Below are 24,818 nucleotides of genomic sequence, written 5' to 3'. Positions count from 1 at the left end.
CGAGACTTCCGAGGTTCCCTCATGGCCAAGACACCACCCGCCGAGAACGACGCGTCCGAGGCGACTCCCCCCGTCGGGAAGGGGCGCCCCACCCCGACCCGCGCTGAGCGCGAGGCGGCTCGCCGTCGACCCCTCGTGCCCGACACCAAGGAGGCCCGCCAGGCCGCGAAGGCCGAGCTGCGCGCGCGCCAGGAGCGTGCCCGCATCGGCATGGCGAACGGCGAGGAGAAGTACCTCCCCCTGCGCGACAAGGGCCCGCAGAAGCGGTTCGCCCGTGACTGGACCGACGCAGGCTGGCACCTCGGCGAGTTCCTCATGCCGATGATGGTGCTCGTCATCGTCGCCACGTTCATCCCGTCGCCGGCGACCCAGTACTGGTCGTTCATCGTGCTCTGGGTCTTCATCCTCTTCGCCGTGGGCGACATGATCATCCTGTCGCGGCGCGTGAAGACGAAGGCGGCAGAGAAGTTCGGCGGCAAGGACAAGCTCGAGAAGGGCCTCGGCTGGTACGCCGCGATGCGCTCGGTGCAGATGCGCTTCATGCGCCTCCCCAAGGCGCAGGTCAAGCGGGGCCAGTACCCCGCGGTCTGAGATGCATGCCAGAAGCCCCGGTGCCGTCGGCTCCGGGGCTTCTGCGATTCCGGGCGCGGAGCGCCGGGAGCTCAGCGACCGGGGGCGCGAAGAGGCGCGAGGTCGCGGTTGATCCTGCGGGCCCAGAGTGGGCCCTCGTAGATGAAGGCGCTGTACCCCTGCACGAGCGTCGCGCCCAGGTCGAGGCGCTCCTGCACCTCTTCGGCCGTCTCCACGCCGCCGACCGAGATGACGCAGAAGCCGGGATCGGTCGCGACCGACCGGACGATCCGCAGCACCTCGAGCGAGCGCGCCTTGAGCGGAGCGCCGGAGAGGCCGCCCTCGCCCGCCGCGATGATCGTCGCGGGATCGGCGATGAGGCCCTCGCGCGAGATCGTCGTGTTCGTGGCGATGAGGCCCGCGAGCCCGAGCTCGAGGGCAAGACGCGTCACGCCCTCGACCTCGTCGTCGGGCAGGTCGGGCGCGATCTTGACGAGCAGGGGTGTCTCCCCCGCCGCGTCCTTGACCGCGGTGAGCAGGGGGCGCAGCGTCTCGACGGCCTGCAGCCCGCGCAGGCCCGGCGTGTTCGGCGATGACACGTTCACCGCCAGGTAGTCGGCGAGCGGGCTGAGCATGCGGGCGCTCGCGACGTAGTCGGCCGTGGCGTCCTCGACGGCGACCACCCGGCTCTTGCCGATGTTCACCCCCACGACGGCGCCTCCGCGGCGCAGTCGGGCGAGTCGCCGCGCGGCCGCCTCCGCGCCCGCGTTGTTGAAGCCCATCCGGTTGATGAGCGCCCGGTCGGCCACGAGCCGGAACAGGCGCGGGCGGGGGTTGCCCGGCTGCGGGATCGCGGTGAGGGTGCCGACCTCGACATGGCCGAACCCGAGGGCGTCGAGACCACGCACGGCCACGGCGTTCTTGTCGAATCCCGCGGCGACGCCGAACGGCGTCGGGAACTCGTGCCCGAGCGCCTTCACGCGCAGCTCCGGGGCCGGGCGCGTGAGAGCCCGCGCCACCCAGGAGAGCGGGCGGATGCCCATGGCCCGGATCACGGGCATGGCGAGGTGGTGCGCGACCTCGGGGTCGAAGCGCGAGAGGACGTGCGTGAAGAGGAGGGGATACATCCCCGCCAGGGTATCGGGTGCCGCCGTCAGTTCGCCGACGGAGCCTCTGCGCTGCGGCGCCGCGCGTGGTCCGCGCGCAGGTCGGCGATCGACGCCTCGAAGTCCTCGAGCGAGTCGAACGCCTGGTAAACACTCGCGAACCGCAGATACGCGACCTCGTCGAGCTCGCGGAGCGGGCCGAGGATGGCCAGGCCGATGTCGTTCGCGTCGATCTGGCTCAGCCCGGTCTGCCGCAGCGACTCCTCCACGCGCTGGGCGAGGATCGCGAGGTCGGCGTCCGTGACCGGGCGCCCCTGGCAGGCCTTGCGCACACCGGCGACGACCTTCTCCCGGCTGAACGGCTCAGCGGCGCCCGACCGCTTGATGACGTTGAGACTCGCGGTCTCGATGGTCGAGAAGCGGCCCCCGCACTGCGGGCACTGCCGTCGACGCCGGATCGAGAGGCCGTCGTCGCTCGTGCGCGAGTCGATGACGCGGGAGTCGCCGTGGCGGCAGAACGGGCAGTGCATAGCGCGTCAGCCTACTCGGCGGTTCCTGCGAATCGGGCCGTGATCGCCTCGCCGTGCGCCGGGAGCGCTTCGGCGTTCGCGAGCGCGACGATCGCGTCGGCGACCTCGGCGAGGCCATCCCGGTCGTACTCGATGACCTGCTGCGGTCGCAGGAACGTGTGCGCGCCGAGTCCTGCGGCGTAGCGCGCCTGCCCGCCCGTCGGCAGCACGTGGTTCGACCCCGCGAGGTAGTCGCCGAGGCTCACCGGAGCGAAGCCGCCGACGAAGACGGCGCCCGCACTCGTGTACCGCGCCGCCGCGCGAGACGCGTCCTCGAGGTGCAGCTCGAGGTGCTCGGGCGCATAGGCATTGCTGAACGCCTCAGCGGTCACCTCATCGTCGACGAGCACGATCGCCGACTGCTCCCCCGCGAGGGCGGTCGCAACGCGCTCGGCGTGGCGGGTGAGCGGCGCGATGCGCGCGAGCTCGGTCGCGACCGCGTCGGCGAGCGCAGCCGACGTCGTGACGAGCACGGCCGAGGCCTGCTCGTCGTGCTCGGCCTGGCTCACCAGGTCGTAGGCGATGAGGCGCGGATCGGCGGCGTCATCGGCCACGACGAGGATCTCGGTCGCGCCGGCCTCGGCGTCCGTGCCGACGAAGCCAGCGACGGCGCGCTTGGCCGCCGCGACGAAGTTGTTCCCCGGCCCCGACACGACGTCGACCGGATCGAGGCCGAGCGAGGGCACGCCCGCTGCGAGCGCGCCGATCGCGCCGGCCCCGCCCATGGCGTAGACCTCGTCGACGCCGAGCAGGCCCGCCACAGCGAGGATCGTCGGGTGCACGCGGCCGCCCTGGTCGGCCTGCGGAGGCGACGCGAGTGCGATGCTCTCGACGCCCGCAACCTGCGCGGGCACGACGTTCATCACGACGCTCGACGGGTAGACGGCCTTCCCACCCGGGATGTAGACACCGGCACGGGCGACGGGCTGCCAGCGCTGGATGATGCGGGCTCCCTGCCCGATGCGCGTCTCACGCCCCTCGGGCACCTGTGCGGCGGATGCCGCGCGCACGCGGTCGATGGCCCGCTCGAGCGCCGAGCGCACCTCGGGCTCGAGCCCCGCCACCGCCTGGGCGATGTGCTCGGCCGGCACGCGGATCTCGTGCCCCGAGACGCGGTCGAACCTCTCGGCCTGCTCCCGCAGGGACGCCTCGCCACGGGCGCGGACGTCGGCGACGATCTCGACGGCGACCGACGCCGCCGTCTGCAGCGCCTCGGCGGCACGGGGGACGACGGCCAGCAGCTCGGCGGGAGTGAGCGAGCGGCCGCGGAGGTCGATGGTGCGCATGCATCGATTATCCCGCGGCGGCGAGGTGCTCATGACAGACGGCCTCCCCTCGCAGCGAGGAGAGGCCGTCGGTGAGGGCGATCAGCCGCGCGTCACGCCGGATACATCGTGCAGGTAGCCGATGCGGCCGTCGTCGTCGCGCACGACGAAGACGTCGCCGCGGTCCTCCAGGACGAGGGCCCACGCGGTGGGACCGATGCGGAACAGCGGATCGCCGCTCTCATCCACGACGTCGCGCTCGACCGGGACGAGAGCCCAGAAGGGCTGGGCGGAGGTCGGACGCTCGTCGGCCTGCGTCGTCTGAGCATCGGCCGCCGGGGCGCCCTCGGATCCTTCGACGAGGCGCGACAGCTCGTCGGCACCGTCATGGGGGGCGGGCGCCGGCTGCTCGGCATCGGGCTCGGTGACCTCGACGTCGGAGAAGACCTCGGTCTCCTGCACGCCGTCCTCGGTACCGCGCGGCTCGTCGTCGCTGAGGATCGTGTCGTAGAGCCCCTCATCGGCAGGCTGCGCGGCCGACGCCTGCTCGGGCGCCGACTGCTCCTCGGGCGCCGACTGCTCCTCGGGCGCTGCGGCGGACTCGGTCGCCGAGGCGTCGTCCGGAGCAGCTGCCGCCGGAGTCACGTAGGGATTCGCGCCCGGAGCGACCCAGGCGTCCTGCGCGGCACCGTGCTGCTGGCCGTATGCGGCCTGACCCGGCTGACCGGCCTGCTGGCCGTAGGGCTGCTGGCCGTGGGGCTGCTGGCCGTAGCCCGCCTGTCCGTACGGCTGCTGACCGTAGGGCTGGCCGTAGCCCGGCTGACCGTAAGTCTGCTGGCCGTAGGGCTGCTGACCGTACGCCTGCTGACCATAGGGCTGCTGCCCGTACGGCGACTGCGCGTACTGCTGACCGTAGGGGTGCTGACCCTGCTGCGCTCCCGGCGCCTGCGACCATCCGCCCTGCCCGGCCGGCGCGTGGGGCCATCCACCCTGCGCGGCCGGCTGCGGACGCGGCGCGCGTGCGACAGGACGCGCCTTCCGCGCCGCGGGGTGCGCGGTGCTCTCCTCACGGCCGTCGAAGTCCTCGCGGAAGGGCGGGACGAACGGGGCGACCACCGTGAAGAACACCCCGGCGAGCATGAGGAGCGCCTCGAGCCAGGGCACCCACGTGAGGAACCACTCGCCGCCCTGCGCACCCCAGGCGAGGCGGCTCACCCACAGCACCGCGCCCACCGAGAACGCGACCGAGGCGAACTGGTCGACGCCGAGCGATCCGACGCGGGTGATGGCCGTGGGCGCGAGACGGCGGAGCAGGATGAGGAACGCGCCGGCGGCGGGCAGGAGGGCGCCGAGGATCCAATCGAGGCCCGATGCCCAGATCGGCACGAACGAGAACCGCACGATGGAGAAGAACGAGAACAGCAGCGCGAGGCCGCCGACGATGACGAGGATGAGCTCACGCGCCGTGAACGGCCCGACGCCGTTCTGCGGGCGCCCGCTGTTCGTCTCCCGCGGCGCGTGCGCCGCCGGTTCGGGCTGGGGCGTGTAGCCGGGGTACTGGTCGCTCACCCTGTGTCCTTCCGTCGAGGTGCGGGTCGATCCTACTTGCCGCGCTTCAGCGCGGCCGCGGGCACGACTCCCCTGCCCGCCGGGCGGTCGCTCACGCGATGCACTGCGGCCCGAGGAGCGCCTTGAGGTCGCCGAAGAGCTCGGCCGTGATCGAGACGGGCATCGGGATCTCGAACACCTTCGCCGTGCGCCCGCGGTGCATCTTCAGGCGCACCTCGGTCTCGCCGCGGTGGCGCCGCAGGACCTCCGCGAGGTCCTGCGCGACGCGCTCGGTTGCACGCTGCTCGGGAAGGAGCAGCGTGAGCGGCCCCGACACCTCGAGCGCGCCCACGTCGGGCACGAAGGCCATCTGCGCGTGGATGTTCAGCCCGTCGTCGCGTCGCGACACGCGGCCCCGCACGGCCAGCACCGAGTCCTGCTGCAGGATCGGCTGGAACTCCGTGTACGTCTTGCCCATGAACATGACCGTGACCTCGCCGTCGAAGTCCTCGACGGTGATCATGCCGTAGGGGTTTCCGCTCGACTTCGCGACGCGGTGCTGCGCACTCGTGACGAGCCCCGCGACGGTCACCTGGTCGCCATCCTGCAGGTCCTCGGAGGCGAGCAGGTCGCTGATCGTGATCGACCGGTGCTTCGCGAGCGGCACCTCGAGGCCCGCGAGCGGATGGTCGGACACGTAGAGCCCGAGCATCTCGCGCTCGAAGGCGAGCTTGTCCTTCTTCGTCCACTCGGGGCGGTCCGGCACCTTCTGCACGGCCTCTGGCTCATCCCACAGGCTGTCGAAGTCGAATCCGATCGCGCCGCCCGCCGCATTGCGCTTGTCGGTGACCGCGGACTCGACCGCCTGCTCGTGGATCTCGAGCAGCGCGCGCCGCGTCGAGCCCATCGTGTCGAAGGCGCCCGCCTTGATGAGCGACTCGACCGTGCGCTTGTTCGCGACGTGCATCGGCACTCGGCGGAGGAAGTCGTGGAAGTCGGTGTAGGGGCCCTCCTCGCGCGCGGCGATGATGCCGTCCACGACGTTCGACCCGACGTTGCGGATCGCGCCGAGGCCGAAGCGGATGTCGTCGCCGACGGCCGCGAAGAAGCCGATCGACTCGGAGACATCCGGCGGCAGCACGTGGATGCCCATCCGACGGCACTCGTTCAGGTACATCGCGAGCTTGTCGCGCGAGTCGCCGACGCTCGTGAGCACCGCCGCCATGTACTCGGCGGGATAGTGCGCCTTGAGGTACGCGGTCCAGTACGAGACGACGCCGTACGCGGCCGAGTGCGCCTTGTTGAACGCGTAGTCCGAGAAGGGCAGCAGGATGTCCCAGAGGGCCTTGATCGCGCCCTCGCCGAACCCGCGCTCCTTCATGCCGTTCGAGAAGCCCTCGTACTGCTTGTCGAGCTCGGACTTCTTCTTCTTGCCCATCGCGCGCCGGAGGATGTCGGCCTGGCCGAGGCTGAAGCCCGCGACCTTCTGGGCGATGGCCATCACCTGCTCCTGGTAGATGATGAGGCCGTAGGTCGTGTCGAGGATCTCGCGCAGCGGCTCCTCGAGCTCGGGGTGGATCGGCGTGATCTCCTGCTGCCCGTTCTTGCGGAGCGCGTAGTTCGTGTGCGAGTTCGCGCCCATGGGGCCCGGTCGGTACAGGGCGATGACGGCCGAGATGTCCTCGAAGTTGTCGGGCTTCATGAGCCGCAGAAGGGAGCGCATGGGGCCGCCGTCGAGCTGGAAGACGCCGAGCGTGTCGCCCCGGGAGAGCAGATCGTAGGCACCGCGGTCGTCGAGCGGCAGGTGCTCGAGGTCGACCTCCTCGCCGCGGTTGGTGCGGATGTTGTCGAGCGCGTCCGAGAGGATCGTGAGGTTCCGGAGCCCCAGGAAGTCCATCTTGATGAGGCCCAGAGACTCGCACGCGGGGTAGTCGAACTGCGTGACGATCTGGCCGTCCTGCTCGCGGCGCATGATCGGGATGATGTCGATGAGCGGCTCGCTCGACATGATGACGCCGGCCGCGTGCACGCCCCACTGGCGCTTCAGGCCCTCGAGGCCGACCGCGCGGTCGAAGACCGTGCGCGCCTCGGGATCGGTCTCGATGACCGTCCGGAACTCGCTCGCCTCCTTGTAGCGCGGGTGCTCGGGGTTGAACATCCCGTCGAGCGGCATGTCCTTGCCCATCACGGCCGGAGGCATGGCCTTCGTGAGCTTCTCGCCCATGCTGAACGGGAAGCCGAGCACGCGGCCGGCGTCCTTCAGCGCCTGCTTGGACTTGATCGTGCCGTACGTGACGATCTGCGCGACGCGCTCGGAGCCGTACTTCTCGGTGACGTAGTCGATCACCTCGCCACGGCGGCGGTCGTCGAAGTCGACGTCGAAGTCGGGCATCGAGACGCGGTCGGGGTTGAGGAAGCGCTCGAAGATGAGTCCGTGCTCGAGCGGGTCGAGGTCGGTGATGCGCATCGCGTAGGCGGCCATCGAGCCGGCGCCCGAGCCGCGGCCCGGACCGACGCGGATGCCGTTGTCCTTCGCCCAGTTGATGAAGTCGGCGACGACGAGGAAGTAGCCGGGGAACCCCATCTGGGTGATGATGCCGATCTCGTACTCGGCCTGCTTGCGCGACGCCTCCGGGACGCCGTTCGGGTACCGGTAGTGGAGGCCCTTCTCGACCTCCTTCACGAACCAGCTCTCCTCGGTCTCTCCCTCGGGCACCGGAAAGCGCGGCATGTAGTTCGCCGACGTGTTGAACTCGACGTTGCAGCGCTCGGCGATGAGCAGCGTGTTGTCGCACGCCTCCGGATGGTCGCGGAAGAGCTGGCGCATCTCCTGCGCGGTCTTGACGTAGTAGCCGTCGCCGTCGAACTTGAAGCGGTTGGGGTCGTCGAGCGTCGAGCCGGACTGCACGCAGAGGAGCGCCGCGTGCGCATCGGCCTCGTGCTGGTGCGTGTAGTGCGAGTCGTTCGTCGCGACGAGCGGGATGCCGAGGTCCTTCGCGAGACGCAGGAGGTCGCTCATGATCCGGCGCTCGATGGAGAGGCCGTGATCCATGATCTCGGCGAAGTAGTTCTCCTTGCCGAAGATGTCCTGGAACTCGGCGGCGGCCGCGCGCGCGGCGTCGTACTGCCCGAGGCGCAGGCGCGTCTGGATCTCGCCCGACGGACATCCGGTCGTGGCGATGAGGCCCTTGCCGTACGTCTGCAGCAGCTCGCGGTCCATGCGGGGCTTGAAGTAGTAGCCCTCGATGCTCGACAGCGAGCTGAGACGGAACAGGTTGTGCATGCCCTGCGTCGTCTCGCTGAACAGCGTCATATGCGTGTACGCGCCGGAGCCCGACACGTCGTCGCTCTTCTGATCGGGCGAGCCCCACTGCACGCGCGACTTGTCGCTGCGGTGCGTTCCGGGCGTGACGTAGGCCTCGAGTCCGATGATCGGCTTCACGCCCGAGGCCTTGGCGGCCTTGTAGAACTCGAACGCCGCGAACGTGTTGCCGTGGTCGGTGACCGCGATCGCCGGCATGCCGTAGTCGGCCGCCGCCTGCGTCATCGCCGAGAGCTTCGCCGCCCCGTCGAGCATCGAGTACTCGCTGTGCACGTGGAGGTGGACGAAGGAATCAGACGCCATGCCTCGAGTCTACGTTCGGCGTCCGACACGGAGCCGGGGGCGTGTCGGGCGCGCGCCGCCCGAGGGCGGGCGACGGCGCTACTCGCCGCGGAGGACCGCGAGCGCGTGGGCGAGATCCGCGGGGTACTCCGAGGTGAACTGCACCCACTCCCCCGATCCGGGATGCGCGAACGCGAGCTCATGCGCGTGCAGCCACTGGCGCGTGAGTCCGAGGCGCGCCGAGAGCGTCGGATCCGCGCCGTAGAGGGGGTCGCCGACGCAGGGATGGCGGTGCGCCGCCATGTGCACGCGGATCTGGTGCGTGCGGCCCGTCTCGAGGTGGATCTCGAGAAGCGAGGCGCCGGGGAACGCCTCGATGGTCTCGTAGTGCGTGATGGAGTCCTTGCCGTCCGGAGTGACGGCGAACTTCCACGAATGGCTCGGATGGCGGCCGATCGGCGCGTCGATCGTCCCGGTCAGCGGGTCGGGGTGGCCCTGCACGACCGCGTGGTAGATCTTGTCGACCGTGCGCTCCTTGAACGCGCGCTTGAGCAGCGTGTAGGCGCGCTCGGTCTTCGCCACGACCATGAGCCCGCTCGTGCCGACGTCGAGGCGATGCACGATGCCCTGGCGCTCCGCGGCGCCCGTCGTCGCGACGCGCACGCCCGCGGCCAGAAGGGCGCCCAGCACGGTCGGCCCCTCCCAGCCGAGGGAGGGATGCGCCGCCACTCCCGAGGGCTTGTCGACGACGACGATGTCGTCGTCCTGGTGGACGATGCCCAGCTCGGGCACCTCGACCGGCACGACCCGCGGCTCCTCCTTCGGCTGCCACTCGACGTCGATCCAGGAGCCGGCCGAGACGCGGTCGGACTTGCCGACCGTGACGCCGTCGACCTGCACGCCGCCGGACTCGGCGACCTCGGCGGCGAAGGTCCGCGAGAAGCCGAGCATCTTCGCCAGAGCCGCGTCCACGCGCGTCCCCTCGAGCCCGTCGGGGATCGGCAGCCGCCGGGACTGGCTCACGCGTGCCGTCCTGCGTCGGCGCCCTCGTCATCCGGATGCGCGCCCTCGGCGACGGCGCGGTCCTTCTCGCGCGAGCCGTCGAAGCGGATGCCGACGAGAGTGAGCAGCGCGACCGAGATCATCATCGATACGATGAAGATGTCGGCGACGTTGTAGATCGCGGGAGTGGTCCAGAACCACATCCAGGGCGTCAGGATGAAGTCGACCACGTGGCCCACGGCGAACCCGGGCTCCCGGAACACCCGGTCGACGAGGTTGCCGAGCACGCCGCCGAGCAGCAGGCCGAGCACGACCGCCCAGAGCCGCGAGCGGATGCGCGTGATCGCGAGCCAGACGATCGCCGACGCGACGAGCGCCATGGCGAGGGTGAAGACCCAGGTCACGCCCTCACCGAGGGAGAACGCCGCACCCGGGTTGTAGACGAGGTGCCACTGCAGAGCGTCGCCGACGACGGGAACCGTGCGCCCGGGGTCGAGGCTCTGGATGGCGAGCTGCTTGCTGAACTGGTCGGCGGCCAGCACGACGACCGCGAGGATCGCGATCGTCGTACCGGCCGCCGCCGCACGCAGAGGGGGTCGGCCCGACAAGACGGGCTTTACAGACCGATTGCCGAGACCGGGGTCGAGCTCGCGGGCGTGGCCGACGAGTCGAGGTCCTTGAGCTTGGTCTCGAAGTACGTGCGCAGCTGCTGACGGTAGTCGCGCTCGAACTGGCGGAGCTCCGTGATGCGGCCCTCGAGCGTCTTGCGCTCGCTCTCGAGCTTCGCGTGGATCTCACGCTGCTTGGCCTCGGCCTCCGAGACGATCTGGCTCGCCTTGGTGTTCGCCTCGCTGACGATCTGCTCGGCCGTGGCCTGACCCTCGGCGACGTGCTCGTCGTGCAGGCGCTGCGCGCGCTCGATGATGCTCGCGGCGCTCGTGGCGGTCGACGACACGGCGGGAGCAGCGGCCGGAGCCTCCTGCGCGGGGGCCGGAGCGGCGGGCGCCTCGGCGGCAGGGGCCGGAGCGGCCTCGGCGGCGGGAGACTCGGCGGCGGCAGGAGCCGGAGCGGCCTCGCCCGACTCGTACTGAGCGAGCTTCGCCTTCAGCTGCTCGTTCTCCTCGATGGTCTTGCGCCACTCGACGACGATCTCATCCAGGAAGTCGTCGACCTCGTCCGGGTCGAAGCCCTCCTTGAACCGGACGTGCTGGAACTGCTTGGTGACGACGTCATCCGGGGTCAATGCCATGGTTTTGGCTCCTCTTTCGATGAGTACTCGGTCGGCGGCCGGGAACGAACCTGGCACGTGTCCGTGTCTGACAGCATAACCGCCGCTCATGGGCGTTGCCGAGCCGCGACCCGGGGAGGGGTCAGAGATAGGTGAGGGTCCGCGTCACCGACAGCAGGATGAAGCAGAGCAGCATCGTGAGCGCGAACGCGAAGTCGATCGCGATCCCGCCGACGCGAAGCGGGGGGATGACTCGCCGGAACATCTTGATCGGAGGGTCGGTGAGCGTGTACGCGATCTCCGCGAGCACGAGCACCGCTCCCTTGGGACGCCACTCGCGGTTGAACATCGGGATGTACTCCAGGATGAGGCGCCCGAAGAGCACGAAGATGTACAGCAGCAGTGCGAAGTTCAGGATCGACGCGATGAGTCCGAGTGCGCTCACAGCGTACGATTCTGCCCGATTCGGCTGTGCGGGGCCGTCACGACTGCGCGAACGGCGCCGACTCGATGTCGGCGTGCGCGATCGCCCCGTCGCCCGAGACGGCGATGTTCTCCGGCGACAGCAGGAAGACCTTGCTCGTGACGCGCTCGATGCGGCCGTACAGGCCGAGCGAGAGGCCGCTCGCGAAGTCGATGAGGCGGCGCGCGTCGGCGTCGCTCATCTGCGAGAGGTTGATGATCACGGGGATGCCGTCGCGGAAGTGCTCGGCGATGGTCTGAGCGTCGCGGTACTGCTTGGGGTGGACCGTGACGATCTCGTTGACCGCGCCGGACGCGGGCTGGCGCACCACGGCGGGGCGACGCAGCGGCGTGACGGGCGCGGGAGCTGCCTCTTCGATGAGCTTCTCCTCTCGGTGCGGACGCTCTTCGCGCACGATGCGCTCTTCGCGCGGCGTGCGGGACTGCGCCGCGGCCTCTTCCTCGTACTCTTCCTCGTCGGCGAGGCCGAGGTAGACCATCGTCTTCTTGAGCGGGTTCGCCATGGCGTCCTCCGTTGTGTTCGCGTCTTGTCCGAGGCTAACCCCGCGCGTCGCGCGGGCCCGTGATTGCGGATCCGATCCGCAGGTGTGTCGCGCCGCAGGCGATCGCCTCGACGAGATCCGCCGACATGCCGGCGGAGATCCAGGTCGCGTGCGGCTCCACCGAGCGCACGCGCGCGGCGTAGCCCGCGAGTCGCTCGAACGCGGCAGCAGGGGCCTCTCCGAGCGGCGCGACGGCCATGACGCCCCTGAGGGCGAGCGACGGCGCCGCGGCGATCCGCTCGGCGAGCGCCTCGATGCCATCCGGCGCGACGCCCCCGCGGGCGGGGTCGTCGGTGAGGTTGATCTGCACGAGCACGTCGAGCGGGCTCTCCCCCGGCTCGGCCGCAGCCTCGAGCGCGTCGACGAGCCGATCACGGTCGACCGAGTGCACGGCCGAGGCGACCCGGCGAACCGCTCGCGCCTTCTTCGTCTGCAGCTGGCCGATGAAGTGCCAGCGCAGGCCGAGGGGCGCGAGCTCCTCCGCCTTCGCGACGAGCTCCTGCTGGCGGTTCTCGCCGACGTCGACGACCCCGAGCCCGTGCAGCTCGCGCACGAGCGCGGCGGGATGGAACTTCGTCACGACGATCCGGGTGATCTCCCCGGCGTCGCGCCCCGCCGCGCGTGCGGCATCAGCGATCTGAGCGTCGACGGCCGCCAGACGCTCGGCGAGGCCCGACACGGCCTACTTCAGGAAGTCGGGGATGTCGAGGTCGTCGTCGCCGAACGCCGAGTCGAACCCGCTCGAGTCGGGCAGGACCGGGTTCGTCGCGCCGACGCTGACGGGCTCGCGCTCGGCACGCGACGTCTCGGCCGCGGGCTTCTCCTCGGTCTTCACGACGGTCGGGAGCGACGCGGGCTTCTGCGGCTCGACGCGCCCGCCGAACGCGGGGACCTCGACGCGCGGCTGCGGCTCGCCGCTGTCGAACCCGGCCGCGATGACCGTGACGCGCACCTCGTCGCCGAGGGTGTCGTCGATGACCGTTCCGAAGATGATGTTGGCCTCGGGGTGCGCGGCCTCCTTGACGAGCTGCGCGGCGTCGTTGATCTCGAAGATGCCGAGGTTCGACCCGCCCTGGATCGACAGCAGCACGCCGTGCGCACCCTCGATCGACGCCTCGAGCAGGGGCGATTCGACGGCGAGCTCCGCCGCCTTGATCGCCCGGTCGGCTCCGCGCGCGGAGCCGATGCCCATGAGGGCGGAACCGGCCCCCTGCATGACCGACTTGACGTCGGCGAAGTCGAGGTTGATGAGACCCGGCGTCGTGATGAGGTCGGTGATGCCCTGAACACCCGCGAGGAGCACCTGGTCGGCCGTCGCGAACGCCTCGACCATGGAGATGCCGCGGTCGCTGATCTCGAGGAGACGGTCGTTCGGCACGACGATGAGCGTGTCGACCTCTTCCTTCAGGGTCGCGACGCCGAGCTCCGCCTGGTTCTGCCGGCGGCGGCCCTCGAAGGAGAAGGGCTTCGTGACGACGCCGATCGTGAGCGCGCCGATCGACTTCGCGATGCGCGCGACGACGGGCGCGCCGCCCGTGCCGGTGCCGCCGCCCTCGCCTGCCGTGACGAACACCATGTCGGCGCCCGCGAGCGCCTGCTCGATCTCCTCCGCGTGGTCCTCCGCCGCGCGGCGCCCGACCTCGGGGTCGGCGCCCGCGCCGAGCCCTCGCGTCAGCTCGCGGCCGACGTCGAGCTTGACGTCGGCGTCGCTCATGAGCAGCGCCTGCGCATCCGTGTTGACCGCGATGAACTCGACGCCGCGAAGCCCGAGTTCGATCATGCGGTTCACCGCGTTGACGCCACCGCCGCCGACGCCGACGACCTTGATCACGGCGAGGTAGTTCTGGTTCTGGCTCATGCCGGCCTCCGTATCGACCCCAGGCTTCACCGGGCCTCAACCTTCACGTTCAAGTAGAGGGTTAAAGTATTGCCCGGTATGTATTTCTTTCGTGCTCGACGCTACGTGCGGCGCGGGCGCCACGCGCGCAATGGATGCGGGCGTGTCGGGAGAAATTCCCGGAATGCCCCGCCCCCTGCTCGCATGTCTCACTTCGGCACGGATTTCGACGCCCATAACGTGCCGTCGTGAGACACGGTCCGAGGTTGTCAGCGCACGATGATGGTGCCGGGTGCGGAGACGTCGTAGACGGTCGCCCCCTCGGCCAGGGCGCCCTTGAGCGCTCCCTGGAGTGTCGAGACCTTCTCGGACGTGTCGTCGACGCTCCCCCAGATGACCTGCGGGCCGCCATCGCCGAGCGTGAGGGTCACGTCCTCGGGCGACGTCGCTCCCGCTCCCGTGACGCGCGCGCGGAGGTCCTCCGGCAGGGAGCGGAGCACCTGGCCGACCGCGCGGAACGCGTCGGCGCCTGTCCCGCCCTCCACCTGGATGAGGGGCAGCCCGGCCGGTCGCTCCCCCGCCGTGGCGAGCACGACGCCCGCAGCGTCGACCGTCGTGAAGCCGGCCTCCGACTCGACCACGCCGACCGGCGTGCGCTCGACGACGCGGATGACGAGATCGTGCGGCGGGTGCGCCTCGAGGGTGTAGGTCTCGATGAGCGGGAACGCCACGAGCGCGGCTTTCACCGCGCTCGCGTCGACGAGGGGCAGCGGCTCGCCGAGCTGGTCGGCCAGCGCGGACTCGACCGCCGCGGCATCGAGCTGCTCGGCACCCTCGATCGAGATCTCCTCGACCGCGAAGAGCGGGCTGTACGCCGCTCCGACGCTCCCGACGACGAGGAGCAGCACCGAGCCGATCCCGATCAGCCACGCGAGACGGCGCCGCCGCGCGCGCACCGTGAACCGGCGCACCTCCGCGCGGAGGGCCTTCCGGCGTGCGCGCGCAGCGCGCCAGACGCCGCGCCATCCGACCCGGTCGTCGTCCGCGCGGCCCGACGAACTGCCCTTCGCCTCGTCGTCGGCGCCGCGTGCGCCCGGCCGAGACCGCTCCTCCGCACGACCGCCGTCACCCGGCTCGGCTGAACCGCCCGAGCGGATCTGCACGATCGGGGCCGTGTCGACGTGATCGCCGGCAGGTGCGCTCGAAGCGCGGTTCTCGGAGACGGGCTCGCCGATGCCGAGCCGCTCCATCGCCGAACGCCGTTCGGCGAGCCGGCGCTCCTCGTCGTGAGCCGACGCGTCCTCCTCCGTGCCGGAGGAGGGTGGGAGGGGTCCCGGTCGCCGCATGGCGCCTAGCCTGCTGCGCGGGCGTCCGAGCTCGCGAGGGAGTCGAGCACCTGCGGGATGATCCGGTACACGTCACCGCAGCCGAGGGTGATGACGTAGTCGCCCTCGCGGGCCACGGACGCCGTGTAGTCGGCCGCCTGCTGCCAGTCCGCGACGAAGTGCACGCGCGACGGGTCGTCGAACGCGCCGCTCACGAGCTCGCCCGTGACGCCGGGGATCGGATCTTCGCGGGCGCCGTACACGTCGAGCACGACGGTGTGATCGGCGAGCTCCTCGAGGACTCTGGCGAACTCGCCCGCCATGAGCTTCGTGCGCGAGTAGGTGTGCGGCTGGTGGAGCGCGATGATCCGCCCCTCGCCCACCACGGTGCGCGCGGCCGACAGCGCGGCGGCGACCTCGGTCGGGTGATGCGCGTAGTCGTCGTACACGCTCACCCCGCGCTCGACGCCGTGCAGCTCGAATCGGCGCACGGTGCCGCCGAACGTCTCGACCGCGCGCACCGCGGGTTCGAGGTCGTATCCGAGCGTGAGGAGGACCGCGACGGCTCCGGCCGCGTTGATCGCGTTGTGGCGGCCGGGCACGCCGAGGCGGCCCGAGACGCGCTCCTCGCCGTGGACGAGCGTGAAGCCGACGGGCCCGTCGGTCTCGATGTCGACGACGCGCACGCTGGCCGACTCGGCCTCGCCGAACGTCACGACGTTCTCGTGGCGCAGTCGCGCCGCGACGCGCTGGGCGCCGGGGTCGTCGGACGAGATGACGACGGCCTCGCGCGCCTCGTCCGCGAAGCGCACGAACGCGTCGTCGAAGGCCTCGTGCGAGCCGTAGTGGTCGAGGTGGTCGGCGTCGACGTTGGTGATGAGCGCGACCGAGGTGTCGTAGAGGAGGAACGTCCCGTCCGACTCGTCGGCCTCGATCACGAAGAGGTCATCGGAGCCGACGCCGCTCGAGGCGCCGACCTGCTGGATGACGCCGCCGTTGACGTAGCTCGGGTCGGCGTCGAGCGCGCGCAGGGCGGTCACGATCATGCCCGTCGAGGTCGTCTTGCCGTGTGCGCCGGCGACGGACACGAGGCGGCGCCCGCCGATGAGGTAGTGCAGAGCCTGCGAGCGGTGGATGACGGCGAGGCCGCGCTCCTTCGCCGCGAGGAACTCGGGGTTCTCGGGCCAGATCGCGCCCGTGTAGACCACGGTGTCGACGTCGCCGAGGTTGGCGGCGTCGTGGCCGATGTGCACCGTGGCGCCGAGCTCGGCGAGATCGCGCGTGTTCTGGCTCTCCGACCGGTCGGACCCCGAGACGGGGATGCCGGCGGCGAGGAACATGCGGGCGAGGCCCGAGATGCCCGAGCCGCCGATGCCGATGAAGTGCACGGCGCCGATGCGCTCGGGGATGGGGACGGAGAGGTCGGGCTTGATCATGGCCCGTCGAGTCTAAGCCGCGCGCCTGGCATCGGGCTCACGGCGCGCTGTCATGCCCGGGGCCGCTCCGCGAGGGCCCGGTCGAGGTGCGCGATGACGTTCTCGGTCCCGCGACGCGTGCCGGCCCCGTCGGCCGCCGCGGCCATCCGCTCGAGGAGGTCCGAGCGCTGCAGGAGCGGCAGGATGTCGGTGCGCACCTTCTCGGGAGTGAAATCGGCGTCGTCGATGAGGATGGCGGCGCCCGCGTCGACCGCGGATGCCGCGTTGAGCCGCTGCTCGCCGTTGCCCACGGCATACGGCACGTAGACCGCGGGGATGCCGAGCGCGCTGACCTCGCTCACCGTCGAGGCGCCGGAGCGCGACACGATGAGGTCGGCGAGGGCGAACGCAAGGTCCATCCGGTCCACGTAGCGGCGGACCGCGTATCCGGCGACGCCGGGGTCGACCAGGTCGGACTTCTCCCCCGTGACGTGCAGCAGCTGCCATCCGGTGTCGAGTATCTCCTGCCACGACGCGCCGATCGCCTCGTTGAGGCGGCGCGCGCCGAGCGACCCGCCGAAGACGAGCAGGGTGGGCCGGTCGGGGTCGAGGCCGAAGTGCGCTGCGGCCTCCTCGCGCGCGGCAGCCCGGTCGAGGTTCACGATCTCGGGGCGCAGCGGCATGCCCACGACCTCGCCGCGCTTGAGCGGCGTGCCCTCGAATGCGACGCCGACGTGCGCGGCGCCGCGGGCTCCGAGGACGTTCGCGAGACCCGGGCGGGCGTTGGCCTCGTGGACGACGTAGGGCACGCCCTCCTTCCGTGCGGCGACGTACGCGGGCGCTGCCGCATAGCCCCCGACGCCGAGGACGACGTCGACACCGCGCTCGCGGATGTGACGTCGCACGTCGGCGACGGCCTTCCGCCACTTCGCCGGGAAGCGGAGCGCGTACCCGTTCGGCCGACGCGGGAAGGGCACCTTGTCGACGACGAGCAGCTCGTAGCCGCGCTCCGGCACGAGTCGCGACTCGAGCCCCTCGCGCGTGCCGAGGACGAGGACCTCGTCGGACGCGCTGCGGGCGCGGAGCCCGTCGGCGACAGCGAGAAGCGGGTTCACATGGCCGGCGGTCCCGCCGCCGGCGAGGAGGTACGTCGTCACCCCTCGATCCTCCCATGCGCGCAGCGCGCGCCCGGGCACGACCGCGCGGACGGGCATGTCACGGCGCCGGCCGGATGGCGCGGGTCAGGCGCGGCGCGCCGGCCGGTCGGGCAGGGTGCGCGCGCACGCGAGGAGCACACCCGACGCGAGGAGCACCGCGATGAGCGAGGAGCCTCCCGATGACAGGAACGGCAATGGGACGCCCAGCGCGGGGAAGACCCTCAGCACGACGCCGATGTTGATGAGCGCCTGGCCGATGATCCAGACGCCGAGTGCGCCCGCCACGACGCGCACGAACAGGTCATCGGCGCGACTCACGATGCGGAACGCGCCCAGCGCGAACACCAGGAACAGCGCGAGAACGGCGATGCAGCCGAGGAGTCCGAGCTCCTCGCCGACGATCGCGAAGATGTAGTCGTCCGCGGCCGCGGGGAGCCAGTCGTACTTCTCCTTGGAGTTGCCGAGGCCGAGCCCGAGGAAGCCGCCGCTCGCGAGTCCCCAGATGCCGTGCAGCGGCTGATAGCACTCGTTGAGGTAGCGGTCGAGGCAGCTCTGGTCGAGCACGCTCATGATGCGCAGCATGCGGTTGGGGCTCGCGATCGCGAACGCCGCCACCGCGGCCACGGCGGCGAGCACGGGGGCGATGAAGAAGCGGAGCTTCACACCCGAGAAGAACAGCGCGCCGAGCACGACGAGCGCGATGACCATGACCGTGCCGAGGTCCTTGCCCGCCATGACCGTTCCCATCGCGAGCACCGCGACCGGGCCGAGCGGGATGAGGACGTGCTTCCACTTCCCGAGGACCGCCTTCTTCCGGTCGAGCATGAAGGCGCACCAGATCGCGAGGCCGAGCTTGATGAACTCCGACGGCTGCACCGACATGAAGCCGAAGTTGAGCCAGTTGCGGTTTCCGCCGTTCTCCATGCCGAGCGGCGTGAACACGAGCAGCTGCAGGAGGATCGCCCCGATGAGCGCGGGCCAGGCCAGCCGCTTGAGCCATGCCATGGAGAACCGGCTCACGATGAACATGAGCGGGACGCCGACCGCCGCGAAGACCGCGTGCTTCGCCCCGTCGTTGTACGGGTTGTTCTGCGCCTGCATCGACGTCACGGTCGTGGCCGAGAACACCATGAGGATGCCGAAGATCGTCAGCAGCAGCGCCGCGGAGGCGATGAGGAGGAACTCGAGCGGAACCGGCTTGAAGGCCGCGCCGAGCGAGACCCGTGCCGAGAGCGCGCGGCGCTCGGACTCAGCGGCCTTCGGGATCGTCGTCGTGCGGGCCATCCTCGGTCCCCTTCCCCAGACGCTCCCTCACCGCGGCGGCGAAGCGCTCCCCGCGGTCGCCATAGCTGCGGAACTGGTCGAACGACGCCGCCGCCGGTGCCAGGAGCACCGTGTCGCCTGCGACGGCGACCCCTGCGGCGAGCTCCACGACCCGCGCCATGACGTCTTCAGTGTCCGCGTCGTCGACCTCCAAGAGCGGCACCGCCGGCGCGTGTCGCTCGAACGCGTCGCGCACCGCCGAGCGGTCGACGCCGATGACGATCGCGGCGCGCACGCGGGCGCCGTGCTGGGCGACGAGGTCGGAGATGTCGACGCCCTTGAGGAGCCCGCCGACGACCCACACGGCTCCCGGGTAGGCCGCGAGCGACGAGGCGGCGGCGTGCGGGTTGGTCGCCTTCGAGTCGTCCACCCACGTCACGCCGTCGGCGACGCCGACGACCTCGATCCGGTGGGGGTCGAGGCGGAACGACGCGAGCGACGAGCGGATGGCCGCAGGCGGCACATCCAGGGAGCGCGCGAGAGCCGACGCGGCGAGGATGTTCGCCACGACGTGCGGCGCGGCGAGCCCGGCCTCCGCGAGGTCGGCCACGGTCGTGAGCTCGAGCGCCGACGTCCGCCGGTCGTCGAGGAACGCGCGGTCGACGAGGATGCCGTCCACGACGCCGAAGTCGCTCGGGCCAGGGACGCCGAGATCGAAGCCGATCGCGCGCGCTCCCTCCACGACATCCGCGTCCTCGACCATCCGCTGCGTCGCCGCGTCCGACTTGTTGTAGACGCACGCGACGCGCGTGTTGCGGTACACGACCGCCTTCGCGTCACGGTACGCCTCGAACGACCCGTGCCACTCGAGGTGATCGTCGGCGAGGTTCAGGCACACCGACGCGTGCGGGACGGGAGCGCCCGCCTCCGCGCTCCGGCCGAGGTACCAGAGCTGGTGGCTCGAGAGCTCGACGACGAGCACGTCGAATCCCGCGGGGTCGCGCACGGCGTCGAGCACCGGCACCCCGATGTTGCCGCAGGGCGCGGCGCGCAGCCCGCCCTCGACCATCATCGTGGCCGCGAGTCGCGTGGTCGTCGTCTTGCCGTTCGTGCCCGTGATGAGGACCCAGGCCGCGGGGCTGCCGTCGGGCCGCACGACCTTGTCGCGCACGCGCCATGCGAGCTCGATGTCGCCCCAGAGCGGGACGCCCGCCTCGTCGGCCCACCGGATGACGGGGTGCGACGGCGGGAAGCCGGGTGAGGCGACGACGACCTCGGGAGCGAACGAGACGAGCTCATCGGGGACGACGTCGAGCGGACCCTCCCACAGGCGCGCGCCGATCACCGGCAGCAGGCGCGCGTACTCCTCCGCCGCGCTCTCCGTGACGACGAGCACCTCGGCGCCCAGCTCGGCCAGGGTGTCGGCCACGGAGAAGCCGGTGACCGAGAGGCCGAGCACCGCGACGCGCAGCCCCTTCCAGTCCGCGTGCCAGCTCGTCAGAGCGTCGAGTCGGGTGGTCGGAGCGTCCTGCTCGTTCGTCATACCTTCGAGAGCCATTCGACGTAGAAGAGGCCGACGCCGCTCACAGCGAGCATGCCGGCGATGATCCAGAACCGCACCACGATCGTCACCTCGGGCCATCCGCGCAGCTCGAAGTGGTGGTGGAGCGGGCTCATGAGGAAGAGGCGCTTGCCCTTGGTGGCCTTGAAGTACAGGCGCTGCAGGATGACCGAGCCCGACGACAGCACGAAGAGGCCGGCGATGAGCACGCCCAGCAGCTCCGTGCGGGTGAGGATGGCGAGCGCCGCGACGACGCCGCCGATCGCCATCGACCCGACGTCGCCCATGAAGACCTTCGCCTTGGGCGCATTCCACCAGAGGAATCCGACGAGCGAGCCCACGAAGGCGGCCGAGACGATGGCGAGGTCGAGCGGATCGCGCGCCTGGTAGCAGGCCTGCAGGTACTCGTCGGCCAGCTGGGTCGTCGAGCACGACTGATTGAACTGCCAGAACGCGATGAGGCTGTACGACCCGACGACGAAGATGCCCGCCCCCGCCGCGAGCCCGTCGAGGCCGTCGGTCAGGTTCACGCTGTTCGAGAAGCCCACGCCGAGCAGCGCGAGCCAGGCGAGGTAGAGCATCCATCCGAGTACGGGGCCGAGCGCCATGAAGGAGAGCACCGAGATGTCGCGGAAGAACGACACGTAGGCGCTGCCCGGCGTGAGGTTGTAGGTGTCGGCGAAGTTCAGCGACACGATGCCGAACGGGATGACGACGAGCACCTGGCCGACGATCTTCTTCCAGCCCGACAGCCCCGCGTAGTGCTGCATGCGCACCTTGAGGAAGTCGTCGATGAACCCGACGGCGCCGAAGCCGACCATCATCCAGAGCACGAGCCAGCCGGAGACGGTGGGCGGGTTGTAGCCCGTGTACGCGCCGATGAGATAGCCGACGATCGTGCCGACGATGAAGACGACGCCGCCCATCGTGGGCGTGCCGCGCTTCAGCTCGTGCTTGGGCGCGTTGAAGTTCTCGCCGTCGGTGCGGATGACCTGTCCCCAGCCCCAGCGGCGGAACGCGCGGAGGAACAGGGGCGTGAGGAAGAGCGTGAACGCCAGTGAGATCGCCGCAGCCGTCAGAAGTGATCTCACGAGAACGATTCTCCCAGACGATCGCCGAGGAACCTGAGTCCCGCCGAGTTGGACGACTTCACGAGCACCCGGTCGCCGTCGCGCAGCTCGCCCTGGAGGTACGCGAACGCCGCCTCGGCGTCCTCGAAGAAGACCGCCTCGTCGTTCCACGACCCCTCGGCCACGGCCGCGAGATAGAGCGGCCGGGCGTCCTGGCCGACGACGACGATGCGCGGGATGCGCAGGCGCACGGCGAGGAGGCCGATCTTGCTGTGCTCCTCGACGGCGTAATCGCCCAGCTCGCTCATCGCGCCGAGCACCGCGACCATCCGCTCGTCCGGTCCCGTGATCTGCGCGAGCGTGCGCAGCGCGGCCTGCATCGAGTCGGGACTCGCGTTGTAGGCGTCGTTGATGATGCGCACGCGCTCCGATCCCATGACCTGCATGCGCCAGCGCTCGGCGAGCTCGACGGTCTCGAGGCGCGCGATCGCGTCGTCGAGCGAGACCCCGAGCGCGGTCGCCGCGGTCGCCGCGGCGAGGGCGTTCTTGACGTGGTGGCTGCCGAGCACCTGGAGGTGGAGCGGAAGCGCGGTCTCCCCCGCCGAGATCACGGCATCCGTGCCCGACGCCGTGACACGGAGGTCGGAGGCGCGGACGTCGGCGCCCTCGCCCTCCCCGAACCAGAGGAGGCCGAGGCCCCGCTCGCGCGCGATGCCGGCCATGCTCGCCACTCGCGCGTCGTCGATGTTCAGGACGGCCGTGCCGCCGTCGCGGATGGCCGAGACGAGCTCCGACTTGGCCTTCACCGTCGCCTCGATTCCGCCGAATCCGCCCGCGTGGGCCATCCCGACCATGAGCACGACGCCCACGTCGGGCGTCACGAGCCCCGCGAGGCGCGCGATCTGCCCCGATGCGTCGGCGCCGAACTCGCACACGAGGAAGCGCGTGTCATGCGTGACGCGGAGCATCGTGAGCGGGGCGCCGACGGCGTTGTTGAACGAGCCGACGGGCGCGACCGTCTCGCCCTCTGCGCGCAGGATCGTCGCGAGCATGTTCTTGGTCGTCGTCTTGCCGTTCGAGCCGGTGATCCCGACGACCTGGAGGCGGCCGGCGGCGCGCACGCGGGCGACGACCTCGCGAGCGAGCTCGCCGATCGCGACCACGACATCGGGCACGACGATCTGCGTGATCGGCTCGTCGACGACGCGCTCGACGAGGGCGAGTGCCGCGCCCTGCTCGAGCGCTTTCCCGACGAAGAGGTGCCCGTCGGTCGCCTCGCCGGGCTTGGCGACGAAGACGCCGCCCTCGCGGATGTTCCGCGAGTCGGTGTCGACGACCCCGTCGACCGTCGTCTCGGGAGTGTCGGCACCGTGCAGGCGCAGCTCTCCGCCGACGGCGGCAGCGATCTCGGCAAGGGACAAAGCGATCATGGAATGGAGATCCTCCGCGCGGTGCGCGTCATTCGGCGAACTTGGGAAGCGGCTCTTCTGTCGTCTCAGACGGCATCACACGGTAGTTCTTCACGACCTGCGTCATCGCCTTCTGCAGGGCGGGAGCCGTGGCCGCAGACGATGTTACCCGCGTCGGCTCGTCGAGCGTGACCATCACGATGTACTCGGGGTCGTCGGCGGGGACCACCCCGACGATGCTCGTGAAGTAGACGCCGGCCTTGTATCCGCCCTTGCCGTCGCTCTTCTGCGCGGTGCCCGTCTTGATGCCGATGCGGTAGCCGTCGACGGCCACCTGGTCGGCGAGGGTGCCCTGCGTCGCGACGTTCTCGAGCAGGCGGATGGTCGTGTCGGCCGCGTCCTCGCTGACCACGCGCTCGGGGTCGCTCAGCTCGGGCTTCTCGACCTCGCCGTCGGCCGTCGTGCACGACTCCACGATGTGGAGGGGCTCGCGCACGCCGCCGTTGGCGATGGTCTGGTAGGCGTTGACGACCTGCGGCATCGTCGTCGTGAACGCCTGCCCGAACGTCGTGGCGTAGTGGCCCTGCGGGCCCCACTGATCGGGCGGGTAGATCAGCCCGGATTCCTCCCCGGGGAAGCCGATGTCGGTGGGGGTGCCGACGCCGAACTTCTGCAGGTACTCGTAGCGCGTCTCATCGGGGACGAGCTCGCCGAACTTCGACAGCGCGACGTTCGACGAGTCGATGAGCGCGCCGGTGAGGGTGTAGTTGAACGTGCCGTGCGAGAACGAGTCGCCGACGCGCGCGCCGTTCGGGAAGGTCTCGAACCCCGAGGCGGTCACGGAGCTGGAGGGGGTCACGGCGCCCTGGTCGAGCAGCGTCGCCGCGGTGATGGCCTTGAACGTCGAACCCGGCTCGAACGTGCGGGAGAAGATGCGCGAGTAGCGGTCGTCCTCCTTGCTCGCGCCGAAGTCGTTGGGGTCGACCGTGGGGTACTCCGCGGCCGCGCGGACCGCGCCGGTCGCCACCTCGACGACCATGACCGCGCCCGACTGCGCACCCTGGTTCTGGGTCTCCTCCGCGATCATCTGCTGCATGTACCACTGGAGGTCGGCGTCGATCGTGAGCTGCAGCGTGCCGCCGTCGACGGGCGCCTTCGTCGTCTCCGTGCCGGGGATGATGAGCCCGTCCGATCCCTGCTGGTAGCTCAGCGAGCCGTTCTCGGCCTGGAGGCACGCGTTCTGCGCGGACTCGTAGCCCGCGAGGGGCTCGCCGTCGGTGCCGACGAACCCGAGGAGGTTCCCGGCCACGGCGCCGTACGGGTAGGCACGCGACTGCACCGGCTCGAAGTGGATGTACGGCAGGCCGAGAGCGAGGATCTTCCGGTACTGCTCCGTCGACAGCTTCTTGCCGAGCGGCGCGTACTCCGAGTCCGGGTTCGCCGCGAGGGCGTCCGAGACGATCTTCTCGATGTCCTCGCCGCTCATCCCGACGATCTCGCCGATCGCGGCGGCGCTCTCCTCCCACGTGACGACGTGCTCCTCGCCGTCCTCGTCCTCGCGCGTGAGGTCCTTCACGTTCTGCGGGTTGAACTGCGCGGCGTACTGCATCGTGCTGCTCGCGAGCACGGCTCCGTTCGCGTCGACGATCGAGCCGCGTGTCCCGTACAGCGTCTGCGTCGAGGCGATGCCGCTGTAGGCCGCGCGGTTGTCGAGGTGCTCCTGCGCGTTGACCACCTGGATGTCGACCAGGCGCACGGCGAAGCCGGCCACGACGACGGCGACGAGGGCTCCGGCGACGGCGGTGCGGCGCCTCGCGCTTCGACGGGCCTTCGCGTGCATCTCGCCTCCTGGTGTCGCGTGCTT

Annotated in this window: 21 protein-coding genes; 1 reads left to right on the top strand and 20 read right to left on the bottom strand. The window is 70.7% G+C overall.

Features of this window, described 5'->3' with window-relative positions:
* Window positions 1-21 precede the first annotated feature (21 nt).
* Complete coding sequence (locus ACWXWW_RS03050; RefSeq protein WP_271173250.1) at window positions 22-591, top strand: DUF3043 domain-containing protein; 570 nt, start codon at window positions 22-24, stop codon at window positions 589-591.
* 71 nt (window positions 592-662) lie between these two features.
* On the opposite strand, the gene ACWXWW_RS03045 is transcribed toward ACWXWW_RS03050, so the two are convergent.
* The 20 genes from ACWXWW_RS03045 to ACWXWW_RS02950 form a co-directional block, all read right to left on the bottom strand.
* On the bottom strand, window positions 663-1,697 hold the full coding sequence (locus ACWXWW_RS03045) for a quinone-dependent dihydroorotate dehydrogenase (RefSeq protein WP_455968656.1): 1,035 nt from the start codon (window positions 1,695-1,697) through the stop codon (window positions 663-665).
* Between the two features lie 26 nt (window positions 1,698-1,723).
* Window positions 1,724-2,206 carry a transcriptional regulator NrdR gene (gene nrdR, locus ACWXWW_RS03040; protein WP_271173252.1) on the bottom strand — a complete coding sequence of 161 codons (483 nt, stop codon included), beginning with the start codon at window positions 2,204-2,206 and terminating at the stop codon, window positions 1,724-1,726.
* A gap of 11 nt (window positions 2,207-2,217) precedes the next feature.
* Complete coding sequence (hisD, locus tag ACWXWW_RS03035; protein WP_455968654.1) at window positions 2,218-3,531, bottom strand: histidinol dehydrogenase; 1,314 nt, start codon at window positions 3,529-3,531, stop codon at window positions 2,218-2,220.
* Window positions 3,532-3,612: 81 nt separating this feature from the next.
* Entirely contained in the window at window positions 3,613-5,079 is a 1,467-nt protein-coding gene (locus tag ACWXWW_RS03030) for a hypothetical protein (RefSeq protein ID WP_455968653.1), read from the bottom strand.
* Window positions 5,080-5,170: 91 nt separating this feature from the next.
* On the bottom strand, window positions 5,171-8,683 hold the full coding sequence (gene dnaE, locus ACWXWW_RS03025; protein WP_271173255.1) for a DNA polymerase III subunit alpha: 3,513 nt from the start codon (window positions 8,681-8,683) through the stop codon (window positions 5,171-5,173).
* Window positions 8,684-8,761: 78 nt separating this feature from the next.
* Complete coding sequence (locus tag ACWXWW_RS03020; protein WP_421075308.1) at window positions 8,762-9,685, bottom strand: RluA family pseudouridine synthase; 924 nt, start codon at window positions 9,683-9,685, stop codon at window positions 8,762-8,764.
* Complete coding sequence (gene lspA, locus ACWXWW_RS03015; RefSeq protein ID WP_455968652.1) at window positions 9,682-10,272, bottom strand: signal peptidase II; 591 nt, start codon at window positions 10,270-10,272, stop codon at window positions 9,682-9,684. Before lspA ends, ACWXWW_RS03020 begins: the two co-directional genes overlap by 4 nt.
* An 8-nt stretch (window positions 10,273-10,280) precedes the next feature.
* Complete coding sequence (locus ACWXWW_RS03010; RefSeq protein ID WP_455968651.1) at window positions 10,281-10,913, bottom strand: DivIVA domain-containing protein; 633 nt, start codon at window positions 10,911-10,913, stop codon at window positions 10,281-10,283.
* A 121-nt stretch (window positions 10,914-11,034) separates the two neighbouring features.
* Window positions 11,035-11,337 carry a YggT family protein gene (locus tag ACWXWW_RS03005; protein ID WP_271173259.1) on the bottom strand — a complete coding sequence of 101 codons (303 nt, stop codon included), beginning with the start codon at window positions 11,335-11,337 and terminating at the stop codon, window positions 11,035-11,037.
* Between the two features lie 37 nt (window positions 11,338-11,374).
* Window positions 11,375-11,878, bottom strand: a complete 504-nt coding sequence (locus tag ACWXWW_RS03000) for a cell division protein SepF (protein ID WP_271173260.1) — start codon at window positions 11,876-11,878, stop codon at window positions 11,375-11,377.
* Between the two features lie 34 nt (window positions 11,879-11,912).
* A complete protein-coding gene (locus ACWXWW_RS02995) occupies window positions 11,913-12,596 on the bottom strand; it encodes a YggS family pyridoxal phosphate-dependent enzyme (protein ID WP_271173261.1) in 684 nt (227 codons plus the stop codon).
* Window positions 12,597-12,599: 3 nt separating this feature from the next.
* A complete protein-coding gene (gene ftsZ, locus ACWXWW_RS02990; RefSeq protein ID WP_271173262.1) occupies window positions 12,600-13,775 on the bottom strand; it encodes a cell division protein FtsZ in 1,176 nt (391 codons plus the stop codon).
* 248 nt (window positions 13,776-14,023) lie between these two features.
* Window positions 14,024-15,100, bottom strand: coding sequence for an FtsQ-type POTRA domain-containing protein (locus ACWXWW_RS02985; protein WP_455968650.1), 1,077 nt, complete (start codon window positions 15,098-15,100; stop codon window positions 14,024-14,026).
* A gap of 5 nt (window positions 15,101-15,105) precedes the next feature.
* A complete protein-coding gene (gene murC / locus ACWXWW_RS02980) occupies window positions 15,106-16,515 on the bottom strand; it encodes a UDP-N-acetylmuramate--L-alanine ligase (RefSeq protein ID WP_455968649.1) in 1,410 nt (469 codons plus the stop codon).
* 50 nt (window positions 16,516-16,565) lie between these two features.
* A complete protein-coding gene (locus ACWXWW_RS02975; protein WP_282979236.1) occupies window positions 16,566-17,651 on the bottom strand; it encodes a UDP-N-acetylglucosamine--N-acetylmuramyl-(pentapeptide) pyrophosphoryl-undecaprenol N-acetylglucosamine transferase in 1,086 nt (361 codons plus the stop codon).
* 84 nt (window positions 17,652-17,735) lie between these two features.
* Window positions 17,736-18,935 (bottom strand): putative lipid II flippase FtsW, encoded by a 1,200-nt coding sequence (gene ftsW, locus ACWXWW_RS02970; RefSeq protein WP_271173266.1) that lies wholly within the window; start codon window positions 18,933-18,935, stop codon window positions 17,736-17,738.
* On the bottom strand, window positions 18,901-20,472 hold the full coding sequence (gene murD / locus ACWXWW_RS02965) for a UDP-N-acetylmuramoyl-L-alanine--D-glutamate ligase (protein WP_455968648.1): 1,572 nt from the start codon (window positions 20,470-20,472) through the stop codon (window positions 18,901-18,903). Before murD ends, ftsW begins: the two co-directional genes overlap by 35 nt.
* Entirely contained in the window at window positions 20,454-21,566 is a 1,113-nt protein-coding gene (mraY, locus tag ACWXWW_RS02960) for a phospho-N-acetylmuramoyl-pentapeptide-transferase (RefSeq protein WP_271173268.1), read from the bottom strand. The genes murD and mraY overlap by 19 nt, the downstream gene beginning before the upstream one ends.
* Window positions 21,563-22,975 carry a UDP-N-acetylmuramoyl-tripeptide--D-alanyl-D-alanine ligase gene (locus ACWXWW_RS02955; RefSeq protein ID WP_455968646.1) on the bottom strand — a complete coding sequence of 471 codons (1,413 nt, stop codon included), beginning with the start codon at window positions 22,973-22,975 and terminating at the stop codon, window positions 21,563-21,565. Before ACWXWW_RS02955 ends, mraY begins: the two co-directional genes overlap by 4 nt.
* A gap of 28 nt (window positions 22,976-23,003) precedes the next feature.
* Entirely contained in the window at window positions 23,004-24,794 is a 1,791-nt protein-coding gene (locus ACWXWW_RS02950; RefSeq protein ID WP_324011769.1) for a peptidoglycan D,D-transpeptidase FtsI family protein, read from the bottom strand.
* Between the last annotated feature and the right edge of the window lie 24 nt (window positions 24,795-24,818).

The organism is Microbacterium sp. KNMS (genome assembly GCF_053851835.1).
The sequence above is the reverse complement of the archived record's forward strand: the minus strand, read 5'-3'. Positions and strand labels throughout refer to the sequence as shown.